The 20,790-nt window shown below is 72.3% G+C and carries 16 protein-coding genes and 1 pseudogene; 7 read left to right on the top strand and 10 right to left on the bottom strand.

Translation table 11 applies throughout. The features are described 5' to 3' along the window. Positions 1-84: 84 nt before the first annotated feature. From OG510_RS27495 to OG510_RS27480, 4 genes are all read right to left on the bottom strand, one after another. The gene (locus OG510_RS27495) at positions 85-1,392 is read right to left on the bottom strand and encodes a bifunctional RNase H/acid phosphatase (protein ID WP_406140328.1); all 1,308 of its coding nucleotides are present in this window, start codon (positions 1,390-1,392) and stop codon (positions 85-87) included. Beyond that, positions 1,392-2,135: a zinc ribbon domain-containing protein gene (locus OG510_RS27490; RefSeq protein WP_203599647.1), complete on the bottom strand. Its 744-nt coding sequence runs from the start codon at positions 2,133-2,135 to the stop codon at positions 1,392-1,394. The genes OG510_RS27495 and OG510_RS27490 overlap by 1 nt, the downstream gene beginning before the upstream one ends. Then, positions 2,132-3,001 (bottom strand): Nif3-like dinuclear metal center hexameric protein, encoded by an 870-nt coding sequence (locus OG510_RS27485; RefSeq protein WP_164264295.1) that lies wholly within the window; start codon positions 2,999-3,001, stop codon positions 2,132-2,134. Before OG510_RS27485 ends, OG510_RS27490 begins: the two co-directional genes overlap by 4 nt. 205 nt (positions 3,002-3,206) lie before the next feature. Then, the gene (locus tag OG510_RS27480) at positions 3,207-4,250 is read right to left on the bottom strand and encodes an ABC transporter substrate-binding protein (RefSeq protein ID WP_406140325.1); all 1,044 of its coding nucleotides are present in this window, start codon (positions 4,248-4,250) and stop codon (positions 3,207-3,209) included. Between the two features lie 187 nt (positions 4,251-4,437). On the opposite strand from OG510_RS27480, the gene OG510_RS27475 reads away from it, so the two are divergent. Together OG510_RS27475 and OG510_RS27470 are read left to right on the top strand one after the other, a co-directional pair. Beyond that, positions 4,438-5,799 carry a hypothetical protein gene (locus OG510_RS27475; protein ID WP_406140323.1) on the top strand — a complete coding sequence of 454 codons (1,362 nt, stop codon included), beginning with the start codon at positions 4,438-4,440 and terminating at the stop codon, positions 5,797-5,799. 121 nt (positions 5,800-5,920) lie between these two features. Continuing rightward, positions 5,921-6,100, top strand: coding sequence for a hypothetical protein (locus OG510_RS27470; RefSeq protein ID WP_164267072.1), 180 nt, complete (start codon positions 5,921-5,923; stop codon positions 6,098-6,100). Positions 6,101-6,281: 181 nt separating this feature from the next. Here OG510_RS27470 and OG510_RS27465 read toward each other — a convergent pair whose 3' ends face one another. The 3 genes from OG510_RS27465 to OG510_RS27455 form a co-directional block, all read right to left on the bottom strand. Beyond that, positions 6,282-7,223, bottom strand: a complete 942-nt coding sequence (locus OG510_RS27465; protein WP_406140321.1) for a 3-oxoacyl-ACP reductase — start codon at positions 7,221-7,223, stop codon at positions 6,282-6,284. 99 nt (positions 7,224-7,322) lie between these two features. Continuing rightward, on the bottom strand, positions 7,323-8,399 hold the full coding sequence (locus tag OG510_RS27460) for a Zn-dependent alcohol dehydrogenase (protein ID WP_164267074.1): 1,077 nt from the start codon (positions 8,397-8,399) through the stop codon (positions 7,323-7,325). A 73-nt stretch (positions 8,400-8,472) separates the two neighbouring features. Continuing rightward, entirely contained in the window at positions 8,473-9,327 is an 855-nt protein-coding gene (locus tag OG510_RS27455; protein WP_406140320.1) for a MaoC/PaaZ C-terminal domain-containing protein, read from the bottom strand. A gap of 340 nt (positions 9,328-9,667) precedes the next feature. Between OG510_RS27455 and OG510_RS27450 the strand changes: the two genes are divergently transcribed. From OG510_RS27450 to OG510_RS27435, 4 genes are read left to right on the top strand one after another with little or no spacing between them, the layout of a single operon-like run. Then, complete coding sequence (locus OG510_RS27450; protein ID WP_406140318.1) at positions 9,668-10,639, top strand: ABC transporter ATP-binding protein; 972 nt, start codon at positions 9,668-9,670, stop codon at positions 10,637-10,639. Next, positions 10,639-11,364 carry an ABC transporter permease gene (locus tag OG510_RS27445; RefSeq protein WP_406140315.1) on the top strand — a complete coding sequence of 242 codons (726 nt, stop codon included), beginning with the start codon at positions 10,639-10,641 and terminating at the stop codon, positions 11,362-11,364. The genes OG510_RS27450 and OG510_RS27445 overlap by 1 nt, the downstream gene beginning before the upstream one ends. An 11-nt stretch (positions 11,365-11,375) precedes the next feature. Continuing rightward, on the top strand, positions 11,376-12,626 hold the full coding sequence (locus OG510_RS27440; protein ID WP_406140313.1) for a sensor histidine kinase: 1,251 nt from the start codon (positions 11,376-11,378) through the stop codon (positions 12,624-12,626). Positions 12,627-12,656: 30 nt separating this feature from the next. Then, positions 12,657-13,295, top strand: coding sequence for a response regulator (locus OG510_RS27435; RefSeq protein WP_406140311.1), 639 nt, complete (start codon positions 12,657-12,659; stop codon positions 13,293-13,295). Positions 13,296-13,312: 17 nt separating this feature from the next. Here OG510_RS27435 and OG510_RS27430 read toward each other — a convergent pair whose 3' ends face one another. The 3 genes from OG510_RS27430 to OG510_RS27420 form a co-directional block, all read right to left on the bottom strand. Then, positions 13,313-14,779, bottom strand: coding sequence for an MFS transporter (locus OG510_RS27430; RefSeq protein WP_406140309.1), 1,467 nt, complete (start codon positions 14,777-14,779; stop codon positions 13,313-13,315). Between the two features lie 111 nt (positions 14,780-14,890). After that, positions 14,891-16,081 carry a lipid-transfer protein gene (locus tag OG510_RS27425; RefSeq protein ID WP_406140307.1) on the bottom strand — a complete coding sequence of 397 codons (1,191 nt, stop codon included), beginning with the start codon at positions 16,079-16,081 and terminating at the stop codon, positions 14,891-14,893. A 256-nt stretch (positions 16,082-16,337) separates the two neighbouring features. After that, on the bottom strand, positions 16,338-18,614 hold the full coding sequence (locus tag OG510_RS27420) for an acyl-CoA dehydrogenase (protein ID WP_406140305.1): 2,277 nt from the start codon (positions 18,612-18,614) through the stop codon (positions 16,338-16,340). A gap of 162 nt (positions 18,615-18,776) precedes the next feature. On the opposite strand from OG510_RS27420, the pseudogene OG510_RS27415 reads away from it, so the two are divergent. Then, a pseudogene (locus tag OG510_RS27415) lies at positions 18,777-20,587 on the top strand (MFS transporter). Positions 20,588-20,790: the final 203 nt, after the last annotated feature.

The raw sequence follows: 20,790 nt of genomic DNA, 5'->3' as shown, positions 1-20,790 counted from the left end.
CGGGGGGAAGGGCCAGGCCCCCACCCACCACCATCGGCCCTCCCCCGAAGCCCCGGCTCGCGCAGCCCCGCGCCGCCCCGTGGCTCAGCGCAGGTGCGACGTGTCGTTCAGCAGACGTACGGACGCGTTGCCGTCGGCGTAGTACGCGACCGTCGACACCGACGCCGCCGACAGCTCCATCCGGAACAGGGACTCGGGCGGTGCGCCCAGCGCGAGCCGTACCAGCGTCTTGATCGGGGTGACATGCGTGACCAGCAGCGCCGTCGTGCCCCGGTGGCGTTCGATCAGAAGGTCACGGGCCGCCGCGACTCTGCGGGCCACCGTCGTGAAGCTCTCGCCGCCGCCCGTCGGGGCCGCCTCCGGCGAAGCGAGCCAGGCGTCCAGGTCGGCCGGGTAGCGTTCGCGGGCCTCGCCGAAGGTCAGCCCTTCCCAGGCGCCGAAGTCCGTCTCGCGCAGGCCCTCTTCGACCTGCACCTCCAGGCCGAGCCGGTCGGCGACCGCCTTCGCCGTCTCACGGCAGCGCCGCAGAGGTGAGGAGACGACCGCCTGGACCGTGCCACGGGCGGCGAAGGCGGCCGCCGCGTCGGCTGCCTGCGCGCGGCCGGTGGCGGACAGCTCGGGGTCCGTGCCTCCGCTGCCGGAGAACCGCTTCTGCGGAGTGAGCGCCGTCTCGCCGTGCCGCAGCAGGATGAACGTCGCCGGAGCGCCCAGATCGGCAGCGGCCCCCCAGCCGACAGCCTCCCGGACCGGCTCGTCCCGGACCGGCTCGTCCCGGACCGGCTCGTCCCGGACGGATTCCTCCCGGGCTGAATCCTCCCGAGCCAGGCCATCCCGGGCCGAGCCATCCCGAGCCAGGCCGTCCCGAGCCGAACCCTCCCGGGCCAGGCCATCCCGGGCAGAACCCTCCCGGGCCAAGGCGTCCCGGGCCAGGCCATCCCGGGCGGCGAGTTCCGCCGTCGAGTCCGACGGCTGCCACTGTCCGCCGGACCGGCCCGCGTCCATCGCCTCGTTCGCGAGCCGGTCCGCGTGCTTGTTCTGCGCGCGCGGGATCCACTCGTACGTCACCTGATCGCCGGGCAGCACCGCCGCCGCCTTCGCGGCCAGCGGTTTCATGTCGGGGTGCTTGATCTGCCAGCGCCCCGACATCTGCTCGACGACCAGCTTGGAGTCCATCCGTACCCGGACCCGGGCCGCCGGGTCCAGCGCGGCGGCGGCGCGCAGCCCGGCGATCAGGCCCCGGTACTCCGCCACGTTGTTCGTCGCGACACCGATGTACTCCGCGGCCTCGGTGAGCGTCTCCCCGCTGACCGGGTCGAGCACGACGGCGCCGTAGCCGGCGGGGCCCGGGTTGCCCCGGGAGCCGCCGTCCGCCTCCACGACGAACTCCCGCATCAGATGCCCGAGTCGGCCGTACGCACCAGGATGCGGCGGCAGTTCTCGCAGCGCAGGACCGTGTCGGGGGAGGCCGCCTTGACCTCGTTCACCTCGGTGATGTTCAGCTCCAGGCGGCAGCCCTCGCAGCGCCGCTGGTAGAGCCGGGCCGCGCCCACGCCGCCCTGCTGCTCGCGCAGCTTCTCGTAGAGCTTCATCAGGTCGGCGGGGACCGAACCGGCCACGACCTCGCGCTCCTTGGTGAGCGTGCCGGTCTCGCGGTCGATCTCGGCGGCGGCCACGTCCCGGCGCTCGGTGGCGTCGGCCACCTTGGCCTCGACGGACGCGACCCGCTCGGTGAGCTCGGTGGCCCGCTCCTGCGCGGACTCGCGGCGCTCCATGACCTCCAGGACCACGTCCTCCAGGTCGCCCTGGCGCTTGGCCAGCGAGGCGATCTCGCGCTGGAGGTTCTCCAGGTCCTTGGGCGAGCTGACCGCGCCGGAGTCGAGGCGCTGCTGGTCGCGGAGCGAGCGCTGGCGGACCTGGTCGACGTCCTGCTCGGCCTTGGTCTGCTCGCGGGCGGTGTCGCTCTCCTCGGTCTGCACGGCGACGCGCAGGTCACGGAGCTGGGTGAGGTCCTTGGTCAGGGAGTCGATCTCGGCGTGCTCCGGCAGCGACTTGCGCTTGTGCGCGAGCTGCGACAGGCGTACGTCGAGGGACTGGACGTCGAGAAGTCGGATCTGGTCGGCGTGCGCGGCGTTCAGTTGGGGGCTCCAGAATGCTCGGTTGCGGTGGACGCCGCGTGGGCGGTCCAGGGGTCTGTGACCGTACGGGACACATGGGTGCGCAGACCCCATCCGTTCCGGTCGGAAATCTCGTCGAGCTGGGCCGCGGCCTGGGTGCACCAGGGCCACTCGGTGGCCCAGTGCGCCGCGTCGAGCAGGCCGAGCGGCGACTGCTGCACGGACGACTGCTGCACGGCTTCGGACACCGGGTGGTGGCGCAGGTCAGCGGTGAGGAATGCGTCGGCTCCCGCGGCGCGTGCCTGGCCGAAGAGGCTGTCGCCCGATCCGCCGCTGACCGCGACGGTACGGACGAGCGCGCCGGGGTCGCCCGCGACGCGGATTCCCTGCGCGGTGGCGGGCAGCCGGGCCGCGGCCAGGGCGGCGAACTCCCGCAGCGGCAGCGGGTGGTCGAGCTCGCAGACGCGGCCGAGACCCCGGCGGCCGAGCGGATCGGTGGGGTCGGGGACGAGCGGACCCACCACCCGCAGGTCGAGGGCGCCCGCGAGGGCGTCGGAGACGCCGGGGTCGGCGGTGTCGGCGTTGGTGTGCGCGACGTGCAGGGCGATGCCGTGTCTGATCAGGGTGTGGACGACCCGGCCCTTGAAGGTGCCGGCCGCGACCGTCGTCGTACCGCGCAGATAGAGCGGGTGGTGCGTGACGACCAGCTGGGCGCCGAGCCGTACGGCCTCGTCGGCGATCTCCTGGACGGGGTCGACGGCGAAGAGGACACGGTCGACCTCGTCACCGGGGTCGCCGCAGACCGTGCCGACGGCGTCCCAGGATTCGGCCCGCTCGGGCGGCCACAGGGCGTCGAGCGCGGAGAGGACTTCAGACAGACGGGGCACGGTTACAGGTTACCCGCGCTCCGTGCCCCGGCTGCCGGTCGGCCCCGGCGGACCGGCAGCCGGGCCCCGGCAGACCTGCTATCGGCCCCGGCGCACCCGCCGCGGGGCCCGGCGGACCTGCCGTGAAGCCTGCCGGGACCCGCGCTTCCGCGCCCGCCGGGCCCGCTGTCTCCCCCGCCCCCTCGCTCCCCTCGCTGTCCTGGTCCTACTTGACGAGGTACCCCTGGAGGTCGTCGAGGACCTTGTTGGCCGCCGTCACACCGAGCCCCAGGTACCAGGTCTCGTCCGGGACGTTCTTCGCCTGTCCGTCCTTGACCGCTTTGAGGTTCTTCCAGAGCGGGTTGGCCTGGACGGTGTCACGCTTGGTGGCCTTGGGGTCCCCGTACACACCGGTGAAGATCCAGTCCGCGTCGGCCGAGTCGATCTTCTCGGGGCTGACCTCCACCGCGAGGTCCTTCACCTGCTGGCTCTTGGGCCGCGGCAGTCCGGCATCCTTGAGGATCGTGCCGATGAAGGAGTCCTCGGCGTAGAGCCGGATCCGGTCGGGCATGTAGCGGACCATCGAGATGGTGGGCTTGTGAGCGCCGACGTCGGTCCCCAGCTTCCTGGCGCGCTTCTCGTACGCGCCGAGCTCGGCCTCGGCCTGCGCCGTCCGGTCCAGGGCCGCGGCGTTCAGCAGGTAGTTCTGCTTCCAGGTGAAGCCGGGGCGGATGGAGAAGACGGTCGGCGCGATCTTCTTGAGCTGGTCGTACTTGTCCGCGGCGCGCAGCTGGCTGCCGAGGATCAGGTCCGGGTGGAGGTTGGCGATGGCCTCCAGGTTGAGGCTGTTGATGGTGCCGACGTTCTTCGGGTCGCCCGCGTTCTTCTTCAGATAGCCGGGGATGCCTTCGCTACCCTCGGTGGGCGCGTAGCCGACCGGCTTGATGCCGAGGGAGACGACGTTGTCCAGCTCGCCGACGTCGAGCACCACGACCCGCTCGGGCTTCGCCTTGAGCACGGTCTTGCCCATGGCCTGGGTGATGGTGCGCGGGAACTGGCCGGGCTTGGCATCGGTGCCGAGCGCGGCGGTCTTCGTCGCCGCGTCGCCGAAGTGCTTGCCACCGGTGGCCACGTCCTTCTTGGCCGCCGAGTCGGCCTTGCCCGAGCCGGACCCCCCGTCGCCGCTGTCGCTGCTTCCGCAGGCGGTGAGGGCGAGCGCGCCGGTGAGCGCGAGGGCGGCGGCAGCGGTGCTGCGACGGCGTAGGGACATGGGGAAGCTCCTGACAGAAACTACTTAGGCGTGCCTTACCTTAAGCTGTGCCCCGGTTGTGAGCACACCCGCCCCCTCCCTCTCAGGTGAACACCGGGACCGCCACCCGTATGTGTGAAGCGGCAGGCACGGGCCGGCTCGGCAGGACGTACGAAAACTAGCTTCGGTGTCCGGAGGTGACCGAAATATGACGCCCTCGGCCACGAAGAGCCCGACAGACACCGCCGTACGGACCGGAGTACGGACCGCAGTGCTGACCGTCGTACGGACCGCCACTGGGGGCGGCACGGCGGACCGCGCGACGGACCGGGCGGACCGGACCGACCAGGCCGTGGACGGTGCGACGGACGACGCGGCAGGCGGTGCGGCGGACGGCGCCGCGGCCGGTGCGGCGGACCGCGCGCCCGGCGGCGGCTCGGCGCCGGAGACGGCCGGATTGACCATCGCCGGCGACGGTTCCTACGCGGCCCGGCTGGCCCGCCGCACCGGGGACGCCTGGTTCCCCGAGCGCTGGACGCTGGACGGCCCCGAGCCGTACGCGGTGGAACTCCCCGGCCTGCAGCCGGAGGAGCCCGGCTCCGATGTGCTGCCGATGGCCGACGGGCGGGTGCTGATCCGGCGGTCCGTGGCAGGGCGGCACGCCTTCTCGCTGCTGTACCCGACCGGGCCCGGCACCGGCGAACTGCCGCTGGGCGCCGTCGAGTGCGAGCGGCTGGCGCTGCTGCCGCCCGCGCCCGGAGGCAGCCGTGCGTACGCGCTGGCGCCCGGCCCGCACTCGACTGCCATCTGGCTGGTGGCGGGCGGCGACTTCGGGCCCGAGCACGTGGCCGATGTGCCGGGCCGCTGCACCGGCGGGGTGTGGCTGGACCGTACGGGACGGATGCTGGCGCTGGACCGGGAGACGGGCGGGGTCACCAAGTCGGTCGCGGTCGATCTGGAGCGCGGCGGCGAGGTCACCGCGCTGCTCCAGATCGCCGACGGCAGCGACGACCGGCTGCTGCTGGCCGACCCGGACAGCGGTCTGCTGCTCGTACGGTCGGACGCCCCCGGGGACGACCGGCTGGGGTGGGGGGTGCTGGGGAGCCGGCGGCCCGTGCGGTTCCCCGAGTCCCTGCGGCTCGAAGACGCGGTGCTGACGCCGTTCGCGGTGCAGCCGGGGCAGGTGCTGATGCCGGAGAGCTGCGGGGTGGCGCTGCGGATCGAGAGCGCGGAGGGCAGCCGGCTCGGGGTGTGGCGCCCCGCCGGGCGGCGGCTGCTGCAACTCGCCTCGCCCGAAGGGTGGTTGGCGGGCGCCGGGCTGTGGAGCGCGGAGGGGGTGCTCCGGCTGCCCTGTGCCGCGGGGACGGGCCCCGTCGGTGTGGTGGACATCGAACCGCTCGGCGCGCTGCCGCTCGATCCCCGGATGGACTCGGCGTGTGACGCGACCACAGAACCCGCACAAGCGGAAGTCGCTGGTCAGGAACCGTGCGGGGCCCTGGTGACTCCTGCTGTGTGCAAGCCCGTACCGTTGCAGCAGGCGCCTCTGACGAGCCGCTCGCAGCCTGGTTAGAATCGCGGGCCTGCACACGCAGCAGTGATCGCGTACGCATGATCTCTGCATGCGTGGGAACAGCACTGCACAGCACGGCAAAGTAGCGATCACAGCGATTTGACGGGGGAGATTTCCCATCATGTCTGAAGCCAGGACCGACACCGCCCAGTCGCGCCCGCAGCCTGCGGCCGCCGACCGGGGCGAAGCCGGAGGCTCCGGAAAGCACCGGGGGGGTGCGGCGTCCACCGAGGCGTCCCAGGCGGAGACCAACGGCCGCCACCGCCGCTCGGCGGACCATCAGCACTCGAACGCGGCCTGACGGGCCACACACGCACCACAGTTCACGCAACACCGTTCAAGCACCACGGTTCACGCATCACCGTTTACGCACCACCGTTTACGCACCACAGTTCAGCGCACACCGGAAGGGCCGGTCCCCGTTTCAGGCGGGGACCGGCCCTTCCGCCGTCAGCCGTATCCGTCCGGCGAGGCCGCCCGGATCAGCCGTGCTTGAGCGTCAGGACCTCCGCTGCCGCGAACGTCTCGTTCGGCGGCCGGTCCGCGTAGTACGGCGAGATCACCTCGTCCAGTTCCTCGTACGAGAACGCCGTCTTCGCCGTGTCGAACTTCGCCGCCACCCTGGGCCGTTCCACCACGGCGACCATGCCGCCATGCACCACCAGCAGCTGCCCGTTGACCTGCGCGGCCGCCGGGGACGCCAGATAGCCGACGAGCGGTGAGACGTGCTCGGGTGCCAGCGGGTCCAGTTCGCCCGCGTCCGGCTCGGCGAAACCGGCGAACACGTCCTCGGTCATCCGGGTCCTGGCGCGCGGGCAGATCACATTGGCGGTGACGCCGTACTTGGCGAGCGCCAGCGCGGTCGACGTGGTGAGACCCACGATGCCGCCCTTGGCCGCCGCGTAGTTGGGCTGGCCGGCCGAGCCCGCGAGGAACGCCTCCGAGGAGGTGTTGACGATCCGGCCGTAGACCGGGCCGCCCGCCGCCTTGGACCGCTCGCGCCAGTGCACCGAGGCGAAGTGGGTGGTGTTGAAGTGGCCCTTGAGGTGGACCCTGATCACCGAGTCCCACTCGCTCTCGGACATCGAGAAGACCATCCGGTCGCGCAGGATGCCCGCGTTGTTGACCAGGATGTCGAGCTTTCCGTAGGTGTCGACGGCCAGCTGGACGAGTCCGCGGGCCTGTGCGTGGTCCGCGACGTCGCCGAGGTGGGCGACCGCCTGTCCGCCGGCCGCGCGGATCTCGGCGACGACCTCGTCGGCCGGTGCGGCGGACGCCTCTCCCGAGCCGTCACGGCCCGGCGCTCCGAAGTCGTTGACGACGACGCTCGCGCCGAGCCGCGCGAGTTCGAGCGCTTCGGCCCGGCCGAGGCCGCGGCCGGCCCCGGTGACGATCGCGGACAGGCCATCAAGTGGCAAGGACATGGACGAGCTCTCCTTAGCGGGGGTCGGATCCCGACGGCTGGGGGCGGATCCCGACAGTGGGGGGTCGGATCCCGACAGCGGGGGTCAGATCTCGACAGGTCAGATCTCGATGCAGGTGCGCAGGGCCTCGCCGGAGCGCATCTGGGCCAGCGCGTCGTTGATCCCGGCGAGTTTCACCCGGTGGGTGATCAGCCCTTCGAGGTCGATACGGCCCGACCGCCAGAGCGAGATGGCCCGCTCGTACGAACGGACCACGTCCCCGCCGCCGTACATGGACGGCAGGATCCGCTTCTCGTCGAAGAACAGCTCGAACATGTTGAGCTGCAGGAAGTCGTCCATGGCGCCCGCGCCGACGATGCACAGGGTGCCGCCGCGCCGTGTCGTCTCGTACGCGGTGCGCGCGGTGGCCGACTTGCCGACGACCTCGAAGACGTAGTCGAAGCCCTCCCCCGCCGTGATGCGCAGCTTGGCGTCGTCCAGCGCGTCCGGCGCGACCGCCTCGGTGGCGCCGAAGGACAGTGCGGCCTCCCGGCGTGAGGCCACCGGGTCGACGGCGACGATCTGGGAGGCGCCCCTGAGCCTGGCGCCCTGGATGGCGGAGATACCGACACCGCCGCAGCCGATGACGGCGACCGACGAACCGGCCTCCACATCGGCGGTGTTGATGGCGGCGCCGAGTCCGGTGGTCACCCCGCAGCCGATGAGCGCGGCGATCTCGAACGGCACGTCGTCGGGGATCGGCACCGCGCACCCGGCGCCCACGACGACCTCCTCGGTGAAGGTGCCGGTCCCGGCGAAGCCGAAGACATCACCGCCAGGGCGCTTGAAGTTGGGGGTGCCCGCGTTCATGAACCCGGCGAGGCACAGCTCGGTCTGGCCGCGTTTGCACGCCGGACAGGTGCCGCAGGCGGGCAGCCAGCAGATGACCACCCGGTCGCCCTGCTTGACGCCGGTCACCCCGTCGCCGACGTCGAGGATCTCGCCGGCGCCCTCGTGTCCCGGTACGAACGGCGCGGGCTGCGGCAGCACCCCGTTCATCGCCGAGACGTCGGAGTGGCAGAGGCCGGTGGCCCGGACCCTGATCCTGACCTTGCCGGGGCCGAAGCCCACCGCCTCGATGTCGTCGAGGACTTCGAGCTTGTCCTGGCCAATCTCGTGCAGTACGGCTGCGCGCATGGTGCGGCTCCTCACATACGGCTGGTCTGGTGGATCAAGGGGTGGGCATCGGTGACAGGGGGGTGAGGTGAGGTCAGTGGTGGGTGACGACCGTGTCGGCGAGTACCGGCGCCTCGTCACGCTCGACGGCCGAGACCGTCGCCTGGATCTTCCCCGGCGACTGCCACATCCGGATCCGCAGCGTCTCGCCGGGGAAGACCACACCGGCGAAGCGGGTGGAGTACGAGTCGACGCGGGCCACATCGCCGCCCAGCGCCGTGTCGACCACGGCCTTGAGCGTCATCCCGTACGAGCAGAGCCCGTGCAGGATGGGCCGGTCGAACCCGGCGAGCTTGGCGAACTCCGGGTCGGCGTGCAGCGGGTTCCAGTCGCCGGAGAGCCGGTAGAGGAGCGCCTGGTCCTCGCGGATGGCGCGGTCCTCGGTGCGGTCGGGGGCGCGGTCGGGGACGTCGAGCCGCACGGACGGGCCGCGCTCGCCGCCGAAGCCGCCCTCGCCGCGTACGAAGATCTGCGAGTCACTGGTCCACAACGGGCCCTGGTCGTCGGAGACTTCGGAGCGCAGCACGATGACGGCCGCCTTCCCCTTGTCGTACACGGCCTGGACCCGGGCGGTGGACCGTGCCGACGCCTTCACGGGGATCGGCCGGTGCAGGGTGATGGTCTGCCCGCCGTGCAGGACGGCCGCCAGATCCACCTCGATACCGGGTGCGGCGAGCCCGCCCATCAGCGCCATACCGGCGCCCGCGACGGTCGCGAAGCTGGGCAGGACGTGGAGCCTGGACTCCAGGGTGTAGCGCAGTTCGTCGGCGGCGGTGGCCGGCCGGCCCGCGCCGATTCCCAGGTGGTAGAGCTGGATGTCCTTGTGGTCCCAGGCGATCTCGCCGGAGCGGGGCTCGGCGGCGATGGCCTGCGCGGCATCAATGGGCATGGGGCGAGCGCTCCTTGACGGTGGAAAGACCTCGGTGCGACCGTCCGCACCGTCAGGCGCACCGAGGTCGTACGGGACCGGCCTCCGGCGCCCTTTGTAGAACGCGTTCTAGGCCGATGGCCCCATGTATAACGCACCCCTCTTGAGTTGTGAAGACTGCTGACGCCACGTCAGATGTGCGTCCGCCGCACGGCCCACGACATCCGGCCACGGGTGCGGGTGCAGCGCGGGTGCGGGCCCGGGTGCGGGTGCGGTGCGGGCGCGGCCGTGACATTTGTCCCGGGCGGCCGGGTACAACCGCATCTGCCCGCGGAGCCCGCCGGCTCCGTAGCGTGTGGGCATGACGCAGACAACAGACACCGGACCCGCGGTGAGCTTCGCGGGAGCGGTCAAGACCTTCGGGGCAGTGCGGGCCGTGGACGGCGCCGACCTGGAGATCCTCCGGGGGGAGACCGTCGCCCTGCTGGGGCGCAACGGGGCCGGGAAGTCCACCACGATCAGTCTGCTGCTCGGCCTTGACGAGCCCGACAGCGGGCAGGTGCGGGTCTTCGGCCGGACACCCGCGCAGGCGGTCGGGGCCGGGCTCGTGGGCGCGATGCTCCAGGCGGGGCAGCCCATCCCCCGGGTGACGGTGCGGGAGCTGGTCGCCTTCGTGGCCAGTACGTATCCGCGCCCGCTCCCGGTCGCGGAGGCGCTGGACATGGCCGGGCTCGGTGCGTACGGGGCACGCCGGGTCGACAAGCTCTCCGGCGGCCAGATGCAGCGGGTCAGGTTCGCCGTCGCGCTCGCCGGGAATCCGGAGCTGATCGTCCTCGACGAGCCGACCGCCGCGCTCGACGTCGAGGCCAGGCGGGCGTTCTGGGACTCGATGCGGGCGTACGCACGGCGCGGGAACACCGTGCTCTTCTCCACCCACTATCTGGAGGAGGCCGACAGCAACGCCGACCGCATCCTGGTCATCCACCGGGGCCGCATCGTCGCCGACGGCAGCTCCGAGCTGCTCAAGCGCGCGGCGGGCGGCAGCCTGGTCTCCTTCGACCTCGCGGGCAGCGGCACCGAGGGGCTCCAGACGCTGCCCGGCGTCACCGCCGTGGAGATCCGCGCGGACCGGGCGGCACTGCGTACGGACGACTCGGACGCCACCGTCGTCGCGCTGGCCGAGCGGGGCGCGATCCGCGGTCTCGCGGTCGCCCCCGCGACGCTGGAGGACGCCTTCCTGGCGCTCACCGCGCAGGATGCCGGTGACGACATCCCGCAGGGCCCCGGGACCCCTGCGGTCCCCCCGCACACCGGACAGAAGGCAGCGGTCTGATGCTGGAATACGTGAAGCTCGAAGTGCGCCGGACGCTGCGGGACTCCGGGTTCGTCATCTTCGGCATCGGTATGCCGGTGGTGATGTATCTGCTGTTCACCAACATCGGCCCGAGCGACCCCGACTCGGCGGCCTGGCGGGTCACCTCGATGGTCGGCATGGCGGCGTACGGGGCGCTGGGCGCCGCCCTGGGGGTCGGCACCGGGGTGGCATCGGACAAGTCGCTGGGCTGGCTGCGCCAGCTGCGGGTGACCCCGCTGCCGTCGTCGCAGGTGGTGCTGGGCCGGGCGATCTCCGGCTCGGTGACCGTGCTGCCGGGGATCGTGGCGGTGCTGCTGGCCGGGGCGCTCATCAACGGCGTACGGATCGACGCCTGGCAGTGGGCCGTCCTCACGCTGCTGCTGTGGGTCGGCGCGCTGCCGTTCACCCTGCTCGGGATCGGCAACGGCTACCGGCTGACCGCCCAGACCACGGGCGTGGTGAACGTGGCCTGTCTGATGGGGCTCGCCATCGTGGGCGGGCTGTGGTTCCCGGTCGAGGCGTTCCCCGGCTGGCTGCGGTCCGTCGCCCGCTACACCCCGACCAACCGCTTCGCCGACCTGGGCTGGTCCACCACCCAGGGCAACGCGCCCGCCCTCTCCACGGTGGCGGTGCTCGGCGCCTGGCTGCTGGCGTTCGGCACGTACGCGGTCATCTCGTACCGTCGGTCCGCGAGGACCGTGTGACGGGAGAGATCATGCACGCGAAGCTGGACCTGCTGAGGCGGCGCTGCGGAAACCGCGCGCGGCGGCGGAAGGACATCAGGGACCGGAAACGGCCGGGCCCGCCGAACGCCTTCACGCTGCTGCCGTGGCTGCTGCTCGGCCTGGGCAGCTTCTCCAACCTGATCGGCGGCGAGGCCCCGAACCCGTGGATCGGCGGGGCCGGGCTGCTGGCCTTCAACTCCCTCTACATCTCGGTGACGTTCCGGGCGTTCCACAAGGAGAGACGGCAGAGCCGTACGACGCTCTGGCTGCTCGGCGCGATGGCCGCCATCACCTACGGTCTGGCCCTCGGCTACGGCGGCAGCTGGCTGCTGTACTTCCCGCTGCTCTCGCTGGCCGTGGGCACCACCCTGCGCGACCGGCGGCTCGGCTTCACCCTGATGGTCATCTCCGGCTCCGCCGGCTACATCTCGGGCAGCGAGGGGCACAGCCCGTGGGACCCCTGGACGCTGGGGTACGGCACATTCATCTCGGGGGCGGTGACGGCGGCGATCCTGACGCTCTCCGAGACCGTCATGGAGCTGCGCTCCACCCGTCAGGAGCTGGCCCGTTCGGCCGTGGAGAAGGAGCGGCTGCGCTTCTCGCGCGATCTGCACGATCTGCTCGGCCACACCCTGTCGGTGATCGTGGTGAAGTCGGAGGCGGCCCGCAGGCTGGCACCGCGCGACATCGACGCCGCGCTCTCCCAGATCTCCGACATCGAGACCGTCGGCAGACAGGCCCTCACCGAGATCCGCGAGGCGGTCACCGGCTACCGGGACGCCAGTCTGGCCGGCGAGCTGGACAGCGCACGCTCCGCGCTGACCGCAGCCGGTATCGAGCCTGTCGTACGGCAGTCGGGGCCGCCGCTGGAACCGCAGAGCGCGTCCCTGCTCGGCTGGGTCGTCAGGGAGGCCGTCACCAACGCCGTACGGCACAGCGGGGCCACCCGGTGCGAGATCACCGTGGACGGCGAGAAGCCGGAACGGGTGCGGCTGGTGATCAGTGACAACGGCCGGGGCGTCGGCTCGACGCCACCGGGCAGCGGGCTGAAGGGCCTGACCGAACGTCTCGCGGCGGCGGGCGGCTCACTGCAGGCGGGCCCGGGCCAGCGGTCCGGTTTCCGCCTGGTGGCCGAACTGCCGGTGGAGACCACCGCACCGGACGCCGCCCAGGACACCGCCACGGACGCCGCACCCGGCGCGGCCCACGGGGCGGTGCACGGCACACCGGGCCCCTCGTAGCCGGTGGTCCTCCCGCCCTAATCTGTCTCCGTGAACGAAACGCCGCAGGACCACCCGGCCCGTTGTGTACGAGTCCTCCTCGCCGAGGACCAGGGCATGATGCGGGGAGCTCTCGCCCTGCTGCTCGGCCTCGAGGACGACATCGAGGTGGTCGCCCAGGTGGCCACGGGCGACGCGATCGTCGCGGCGGCCCTGGACGCGAAACCCGATGTGGCACTGCTCGACATCGAACTCCCGGGCCTGAGCGGGCTCGACGCGGCCGCCGAGCTGCGGACGCGGGCGCCTCAGTGCCGGGTGCTGATCCTCACCACGTTCGGCAGGCCCGGATATCTGCGCCGCGCGATGGAGGCGGGCGCCGCGGGATTCCTGGTCAAGGACGGTCCTGTGGAGGATCTGGCCGCCGCGATCCGGCGGGTGCTGGCCGGGGAGACGGTCATCGACCCGGCCCTGGCCGCGGCCGCGCTGAGCGCCGGGCCCAGCCCACTCACGGCGCGCGAGTGCGATGTGCTGAACGCGTCGGTGGACGGGGCGACCGTCTCGGACATCGCGGGGAAGCTGCACCTCTCGGAGTCGACGGTCCGCAACTACCTCTCGTCCGCGATCGGCAAGACCGGCACCCGCAACCGCATGGAGGCCGTACGGTCGGCCCGGCAGCAGGGCTGGCTCTGAGGCGGGGGCGGGCGCGGTCAGTCGCCGGACGGCTCCGAGGCGGCGACCGGGCGGCCGATGACCTGCTTACGCCTCCCGGGCATCCACACCAGCATCAGCAGCGCACCCGCGAGCAGGATGAATCCGCCGCACCGGAACGCCAGGGCGTACCCCTCGGTCAGCGCCTCGGCCCCCGTGCCGCCCCGGGTACGGGAGGCGGCGACGGTCGACAGGACCGCGAGGCCCAGGGAACCGCCCAGCGTGCGGGAGGTGTTGACCAGGCCGGAGACCAGGCCCGCGTCGCCGGGCGCCGCGCCCGATGTGGCGAGCGAGGTGAGCGGGGTCATGGCGAGACCGGCACCGGCCATCATCAGCATGCCGGGCAGCATGATCGAGGTGACGTACGCACCGTGCGCGGTCATCGTCGACTGCCAGCCGAATCCGGCCACGGTGATCAGGATGCCGGCGAACGCCAGGTTCCTGGCACCGAAGCGCGGCATCAGCCGCGGGGCGAACTTGGATGCGGCGACGACGCTCAACGAGCTGGGAATGAGGGCGAGTCCGGCGCGGAGCGGCGAGTAGCCGAGCACGTTCTGGGCGTACAGCGTCATGAAGAACCACATCCCGAAGCTGCCCGCGCCGCACACGAACATCGCGGCGTTGGCGGCGGCCACCGCGCGTACCCGGAACAGTTTCAGCGGCATCAGCGGCAGCGTGGTGCGCGCCTCGGCGGCCAGGAAGAGCCCGATGAGCAGCAGCCCGGCGAGCAGCGGCACCAGGGTCGCCGCGGCCGTCCACCCCCGGGCCTCGGTCTGCACGATCCCGTACGCCAGGGTGGCGGTGCCTGCCGTGACCAGCACCGCGCCCGGCAGGTCGAGCCGCCGCGCGCCCGCGGCCCGGCTCTCGGAGATCCAGCGGGCCGCGCCCACCAGGACGAGCGCGCCGACCGGCACATTGATCAGCAGCACCCAGCGCCAGGAGAGCGCGTCGGTCAGCACCCCGCCGACCAGACCGCCCGCCGCGCCGCCGCCCGCGCCGACGGCCGTCCAGGTGGCGATGGCCCGCGCGCGTGCGGCGCCCTCCGGGACGGCCGAGGTGAGGATGGTGAGCGTCGACGGGGCCAGCACGGCGGCGCCGAGCCCCTGGACGGCGCGCGCGACGAGCAGGTGCCACTCCTGCTGGGCGAGCCCGCCGGCGAGCGAGGCGAGCGTGAAGAGCCCGAGCCCGACGAGGAACATCCGCTTGCGGCCGAAGAGGTCACCGGCCCGGCCGCCGAGGAGCATGAAACCGGCGAAGGCGATGGCGTACGCGTTCACCACCCACTGCAGCCCGGTGGCGCTGAGATCCAGGCTGGTGCGCATCGAGGGCAGGGCGACATTGACGACGGAGACATCGAGGACCACGAGGAACTGACCCGCGCACGCGGCGAGCACCACCGGCCAGGTACGGGTGGTCGGGGCCGGCCCTCGTGTGGTGGTGCGGGCGTTCGATGATGTGCGCAGCATGAGTGCCATCGTGGCATCAGCGCACCGCACCGGGCATCCGCATATCGGCCCAGTACGCCTGGTCCGCAGGTCTTGCGGCTCCGGTCCCCCGGCCCTCGGCCCGGGGTGTCCTCAGCCCCGCCGCAGCAGCGTCACGACCGCGGCCCCGCCGAGACCGATGTTGTGCGCGAGCCCGACCCGGGCGCCGGAGACCTGGCGGCCGCCGGCCTCTCCGCGCAGCTGCCAGACCAGTTCGGCCGCCTGGGCCAGACCGGTCGCGCCCAGCGGGTGGCCCTTGGAGATCAGGCCGCCCGACGGGTTCACCACCCACCGGCCGCCGTGTGTCGTCGCCCCGCTCTCCACCAGCTTGCCCGACTCCCCGTCGGCGCACATGCCCAGCGCCTCGTAGGTCAGCAGTTCATTGACCGAGAAGCAGTCGTGCAGCTCGACGACGTCCACGTCGTCGATGCCGAGCCCGGACCGCTCGTACGCCTGCCGTGCCGCCTCGCGTGACATCGGCCGGCCCACCGCGTCGATGCACGAGCCGGAGGCGAAGCTCTCCTCGGTGTCCGTCGTCATGGCCTGTCCGGCGATCTCCACCGCCTTGTCGTGCAGCCCGTGTTCGACGACGAACCGCTCGGACACGACGACGGCCGCGGCGGAGCCGTCGGATGTCGGCGAGCACTGGAGTTTGGTGAGGGGGCGGTGGATGGTCTTCGCCGCCAGGATCTCGTCCACGGTGTAGACGTCCTGGAACTGGGCGCGCGGGTTGTCCGCCGAGTGCCGGTGGTTCTTGGCGCCGACAGCGGCCAGCTGGGCGGCGGTCGTCCCGTACCGCTCCATGTGTTCCCGGGCGGCGTTGCCGAAGATCTGGGCGGTGGGCGGCGACATCTCGAAGCCGTGTCCCGCGGCCATGATCCCGTAGTGCCTGGCCACCGGCGACGTCTTGAAGTCCCCGCTGTCGGCGCCGCCGCCGAGCGCGCCGCGCTGCATCTTCTCGAAGCCGAGCGCGAGCACACAGTCGGCGATACCGCCCTCCACGAACTGCCGCGCCATCATCAGCGCCGTGGACCCGGTGGCGCAGTTGTTGTTGACGTTGTAGACGGGTATCCCGGTGAGCCCCAGCTCGTAGGCCGCGCGCTGGCCGGCCGTGGACGCCTGGAAGCAGTAGCCGACGGGCAGCTGCTGCACCTGCTCATAGGCGACGCCGGCGTCGGCGAGCGCCTGGGTGCCTGCCTCCTTCGCCATGTCCCAGTACTGCCAGTCACGGCTCTCCGGCTTCTCGAACTTGGTCATCCCGACGCCGACGATGTACGCCTTCATGGTCCTGTCCCGCCTCCCGGGCCCGCTGCCCCGGTCACGCGCCCGGCTGCACCGCCGGGCGCCCTGTGTCCGGTCTCGCGCCCCACACTCTCGAATCTGACACTCCGTCAGTTAAATGCATAGTGGCAGCGGGAAGCGGTCAGCGGAAGGCCGCGGGTCCGGGGGTCGGGATCCGGGGTCCGGCCAAAACGCCCGCAAAAGGGGCCATGACGTGATCCTGGCGGAGTGAAGGCCCCTTCGGGGTGACCCAGTTGGCTCACGGGTCACGTGGCAGGCCGAGCAGCCGTTCGGCGACGACATTGAGCTGTACCTGTGTGGTCCCGCCCGCGATGGTCAGACAGCGTGACATCAGGAAGCCGTGCACGGCCCGCTCCCCCACGCCCTCGCGGACCGCACCCGCCGGGCCGAGCAGTTCGAGCGCAAGCTCGGCGACCTTCTGCTGGTGCGGGGTCTGCACCAGCTTCCGTACGGAGGCGCCCGCGCCCGGTTCGAGACCGGAGACCTGCTGGAGCGTGGTGCGCAGCCCGATGCAGGCCAGGGCGTGCGCCTCGGCGGCGAGCGCGCCGATCCGGGCCCGCTGGGCGCCGTCGAGGCCGTCCGACCGGGCGATGAGCGCTTCGAGTCCGGTGGGGAAGGTCAACTGGTCGGCCATGTGGACGCGTTCGTTGCCGAGGGTGTTGCGGGCCACCCGCCAGCCGTCGTCGACCGCGCCGAGCACCGCGTCGTCGGACAGCAGCACATCGTCGAAGTACACCTCGTTGAAGAGCGAGTCGCCGGTGATCTCCTTGAGCGGCCTGATGTCGATCCCTGAGGTCCGCTTCATGTCCACCAGGAAGTAGGTGAGCCCCTGGTGCCGGGGCGCCTCCTGGTTCGTACGGGCGAGCAGGATCCCGTAGTCGGCCCACTGCGCGGCCGACGTCCAGAGTTTCTGGCCGTTGACCAGCCAGCCCCCGTCGACCCGGTCCGCGCGGGTGCGCAGCGACGCGAGGTCGGATCCGGCCCCCGGCTCCGAGAAGAGCTGGCACCAGAGCACGTCGCCGCGGAGCGTCGGGGCCAGATACCGGGCGCGCTGCTCGTCCGTCCCGTACGTGAGCAGCGAGGGCACCACCCACGTGGCGATCCCGAGGTCACTGATCCGCACCCCGGCGGCGGCCATCTCCTGCTGTACGGCGAGCTGTTGGACCGGTCCGGCGCCCAGGCCGTACGGCTCCGCCAGGTGCGGCGCGGCGTATCCGGTGGGGGCGAGGACACGGCGGGCCTCGGCCGGTTCGAGGCCACGGGCGGCCGCGATCGCCTCGCGGGCCTTCTCCCGGTACGGGGCGGCCTCGGCGGGCAGCTCCAGGCGCAGTTCCCGGCGCGCACCGGAGGCGGCGAGCCGCACGGCCCGCGCGCGGTGGGTGTCGCCGGGGCCGAGCAGCTGCCGGGCGACGACGGCGCGGCGCAGATGGAGATGGGCGTCGTGCTCCCAGGTGAAGCCGGTGCCGCCGAGGATCTGGATGCAGTCCTTGGCGCAGCTGTGGGCGGCGTCCAGCGCGGTGGCCGCGGCGAGGGACGCGACCAGCCCGCGTGCGGCCGCCGGGCCGCCGGTCACACCTTCGCCTGCCTCTGCCCCTGCCCCTGCCGCGCCACCGCCCGTACCCGCCGGGCCCGCGTCCTCCCCGGCGGCCCGTGCCGCGTCCCAGGTCAGCGCCCTGGCCTGCTCGACCCGCAGCAGCATGTCGGCACAGAGGTGCTTGACGGCCTGGAACTGGCCGATGGGCCGCCCGAACTGCTCGCGCACCTTGGCGTGTTCGGTGGCGGTGTGCAGCGCCCAGGCCGCCGTCCCGCAGGCGTCGGCGGCGAACAGGACCGCCGCCAGATCGGTGACGAGTCCGGGATCGAGCGTCAGCAGCCGGTCCTCGGGGATGTCCGCCCGCAGCCGCACCTCGGCGGTCGGCCGGGTCGGGTCCACGCTCTGCTGGGCGCGCACATCGAGCCCCGCGGCGTCCACGGCGGCCCAGCGCCCCTCGTGCCGGAGCAGGATCAGACCGGCCTCAGCGCCGCCGAGTACCGGATCGCCCGCTTCACCCAGGGCCACCGCGCCGGTCCCGCGCCCGTCCGCGAGGGGCGCTGCGAGGTCGGGGCGCCCGGCCCGGTGCAGCACGGCGGAGGCCAGCACGGTCGGGAGATACGGGCCGGGGAGCGCCGCACGGGCCGCCTCCTCCAGGATGACGGCCTGCTCCAGGAGGCCGCCGCCACCCCCTCCGTACTCCTCGGGGAGGTGCGCGCCCAGCAGCCCCTGCGCGGCGAGCGCCGCCCAGTGTGCGGGCAGCGCACCCCTGCCACCAGCGCCGGCCCCGCCGCCTTCACCACGCCCGCCGCCCTGGCCGCCTCCGCCGCTCCCACCCGGCTCGCAGCCCCCACGCCACTCGCCGCCTCCGGCCGGTGGTGCGTCGAGCAGTTCGCGGGCCTTCCCCGGTGGCGCCTCGCGCGCCAGCAGCCCGCGGACGGCGTCGGCCAACTCCCTCTGCTCCTGCGTGATTCCGATGCCCATGCGCAGCGAGACTAGAACACGTTACATTCTGACGGAAGGTCAGATACGGAGGTGAGGCCGGGTGATACAGATCACGCGGCACTTATATGGCCTTTACCGGAATACCCCGCGCCCTCCGGAAGCTTTCACGATGCAACCACTTACGCCCCGGAGGCTTCCCGCATGACACAGGCCGCTCCCTTGCTGCCCGAGACAATCGCCGAGGAACCGCGCCCGCCACGCGGCAGGGGCGGCATCGTCCCCGTACTCGCCTTCGCAGGCATCGTCGTGGCCGTCATGCAGACGCTGCTCGTCCCGGTCATCAAGGACCTGCCGACGCTGCTGAGCACCGCCCCGTCGAACGCCACCTGGGTCATGACCGCCACGCTGCTCGCGGGCGCGATAGCCACCCGATCATGGGACGGCTCGGCGACCTCTACGGCAAGCGGCGGATGCTGCTCGCCAGCCTCTCCGTCATGGTGATCGGCTCGCTGATCTGCGGCTTCACCGACAACTTGCTGATCATGATCGTCGGCCGCGCGCTCCAGGGCTTCGCCATGGGCGCCATCCCGCTCGGCATCGGCATCATGCGCGACGAGCTGCCGCGCGAGAAGCTCGGCTCGGCCATGGCCCTGATGAGCTCCTCCATCGGCGTCGGCGGCGGACTCGCCCTGCCGGCCGCCGCCCTGGTGGCCCAGCACGCCGACTGGCACGCCCTGTTCTTCGGCGCCGCCGGGCTCGGCGTCGTCTCGATGGCCCTCACCCTCATCTTCGTACCGGAGTCGTCGACCCGCGCCCGCGGCAGCTTCGACACCATCGGCGCGCTCGGCCTCTCGGCCGGTCTGGTCTGTCTGCTGCTGCCGATCACCAAGGGCTCCGACTGGGGCTGGACTTCGGGCACCACGCTCGGGCTCTTCGCCGGGGCGGTCGCCATCCTGCTGCTGTGGGGCCTGATGGAGCTGCGGATCGCGGCCCCTCTGGTCGACCTGCGCACCACGGCCCGCCGTGAGGTGCTGCTCACCAACCTGGCGTCGATCATGGTCGGTGTCGCCTTCTACGCCATCTCGCTGGTCCTGCCGCAGCTGCTCCAGCTGCCGAAGGCGACCGGTTACGGCCTCGGGCAGTCGATGGTGGTCGCGGGCCTGTGCGTGGCGCCGCTCGGCCTCACGATGATGCTGACCGCGCCGGTCTACGCCAGGATCGCCGCGAAGTACGGCCCCAAGATCTCGCTGATGATCGGCATGCTGATCATCGCGGTCGGTTACGGGGCGGGGCTCGCCCTGATGAGCGCGCCCTGGCAGACCATCATCATCTCGGTCGTCGTCGGCGCCGGTATCGGTCTCGCCTACTCCTCGCTCCCCGCGCTGATCATCGGCGCGGTCGACCCCTCCGAGACCGGCGCGGCCAACGGCCTGAACACACTGATGCGCTCCATCGGCACCTCGGTGTCGAGTGCGGTGATCGGCATGGTGCTCGCGCACTCGTCGGTCGCGATGGGCCCGGTGTCCGTACCGAGCATGAACGGCTTCCGTACCTCGTTCATGATCGCCACGGGCGCGGTCGTCATCGGCCTGGTCTTCGCGGTGTTCCTGCCCTCGCGCAAGCGCATGGCAGCGCCCGCGCAGCCCGTCGCCACGAGCGAGGGCATCACGGCGCCGGTCGCCGAGGCCACGGAGGCCGCGGAGACCCTCACCGGCGGCGGGGACCGTGTCTTCCGCGGGTTCCGCGGCCAGGTGCTCGACGCCGAAGGCACCGCGGTGCCGCGCGCCACGGTCACACTGATCGACCACCGCGGCCGGCAGTCGGGGATCGTGGTCGCGGACGGTACGGGCGCCTTCGCGCTCGCCGCACGGTCGGCCGGTACGTACATCCTCGCCGCCACGGCGCCCGGCCTGCCGCCGCTCGCCACCCATGTCGCGTACACGAGCGTGGACGAACAGGTGACGGTGGACCTGAGGCTGGGGGCGGACGTACGGGAGAACGCGACCCGGTAGCCGGACCGGCCGGTCCGGGGGTCCCGCGCGGGGCCCCCGGACCGCCGCACTAGCATGACCCGGCCCGGTCAGACCGCTGCCCGGTTCCGACCAGGCCGCTGCCCCATCCGGTCCGACCGGTCTCGTCCCGCCCCGCCCGTAAAACAGACCGATCCCGTCTCGCCCCGCCCCGCAATACAGACCGATCCCGTCTTGTCCCGTCC

The sequence above is a fragment of the Streptomyces sp. NBC_01089 genome (assembly GCF_045162975.1).
In the GTDB taxonomy this organism is placed as follows: domain Bacteria; phylum Actinomycetota; class Actinomycetes; order Streptomycetales; family Streptomycetaceae; genus Streptomyces.
The sequence above is the reverse complement of the archived record's forward strand: the minus strand, read 5'-3'. Positions and strand labels throughout refer to the sequence as shown.

Bases quoted from the DNA above. Each gene is read 5' to 3' on its own strand.
- OG510_RS27495 (WP_406140328.1), bottom strand. From the start codon at position 1,392: ATGCGGGAGTTCGTCGTGGAGGCGGACGGCGGCTCCCGGGGCAACCCG.
- OG510_RS27480 (WP_406140325.1), bottom strand. From the start codon at position 4,250: ATGTCCCTACGCCGTCGCAGCACCGCTGCCGCCGCCCTCGCGCTCACC.
- OG510_RS27475 (WP_406140323.1), top strand. From the start codon at position 4,438: ATGACGCCCTCGGCCACGAAGAGCCCGACAGACACCGCCGTACGGACC.
- OG510_RS27470 (WP_164267072.1), top strand. From the start codon at position 5,921: ATGTCTGAAGCCAGGACCGACACCGCCCAGTCGCGCCCGCAGCCTGCG.
- OG510_RS27465 (WP_406140321.1), bottom strand. From the start codon at position 7,223: ATGTCCTTGCCACTTGATGGCCTGTCCGCGATCGTCACCGGGGCCGGC.
- OG510_RS27460 (WP_164267074.1), bottom strand. From the start codon at position 8,399: ATGCGCGCAGCCGTACTGCACGAGATTGGCCAGGACAAGCTCGAAGTC.
- OG510_RS27455 (WP_406140320.1), bottom strand. From the start codon at position 9,327: ATGCCCATTGATGCCGCGCAGGCCATCGCCGCCGAGCCCCGCTCCGGC.
- OG510_RS27450 (WP_406140318.1), top strand. From the start codon at position 9,668: ATGACGCAGACAACAGACACCGGACCCGCGGTGAGCTTCGCGGGAGCG.
- OG510_RS27445 (WP_406140315.1), top strand. From the start codon at position 10,639: ATGCTGGAATACGTGAAGCTCGAAGTGCGCCGGACGCTGCGGGACTCC.
- OG510_RS27440 (WP_406140313.1), top strand. From the start codon at position 11,376: ATGCACGCGAAGCTGGACCTGCTGAGGCGGCGCTGCGGAAACCGCGCG.
- OG510_RS27430 (WP_406140309.1), bottom strand. From the start codon at position 14,779: ATGCTGCGCACATCATCGAACGCCCGCACCACCACACGAGGGCCGGCC.
- OG510_RS27425 (WP_406140307.1), bottom strand. From the start codon at position 16,081: ATGAAGGCGTACATCGTCGGCGTCGGGATGACCAAGTTCGAGAAGCCG.
- OG510_RS27420 (WP_406140305.1), bottom strand. From the start codon at position 18,614: ATGGGCATCGGAATCACGCAGGAGCAGAGGGAGTTGGCCGACGCCGTC.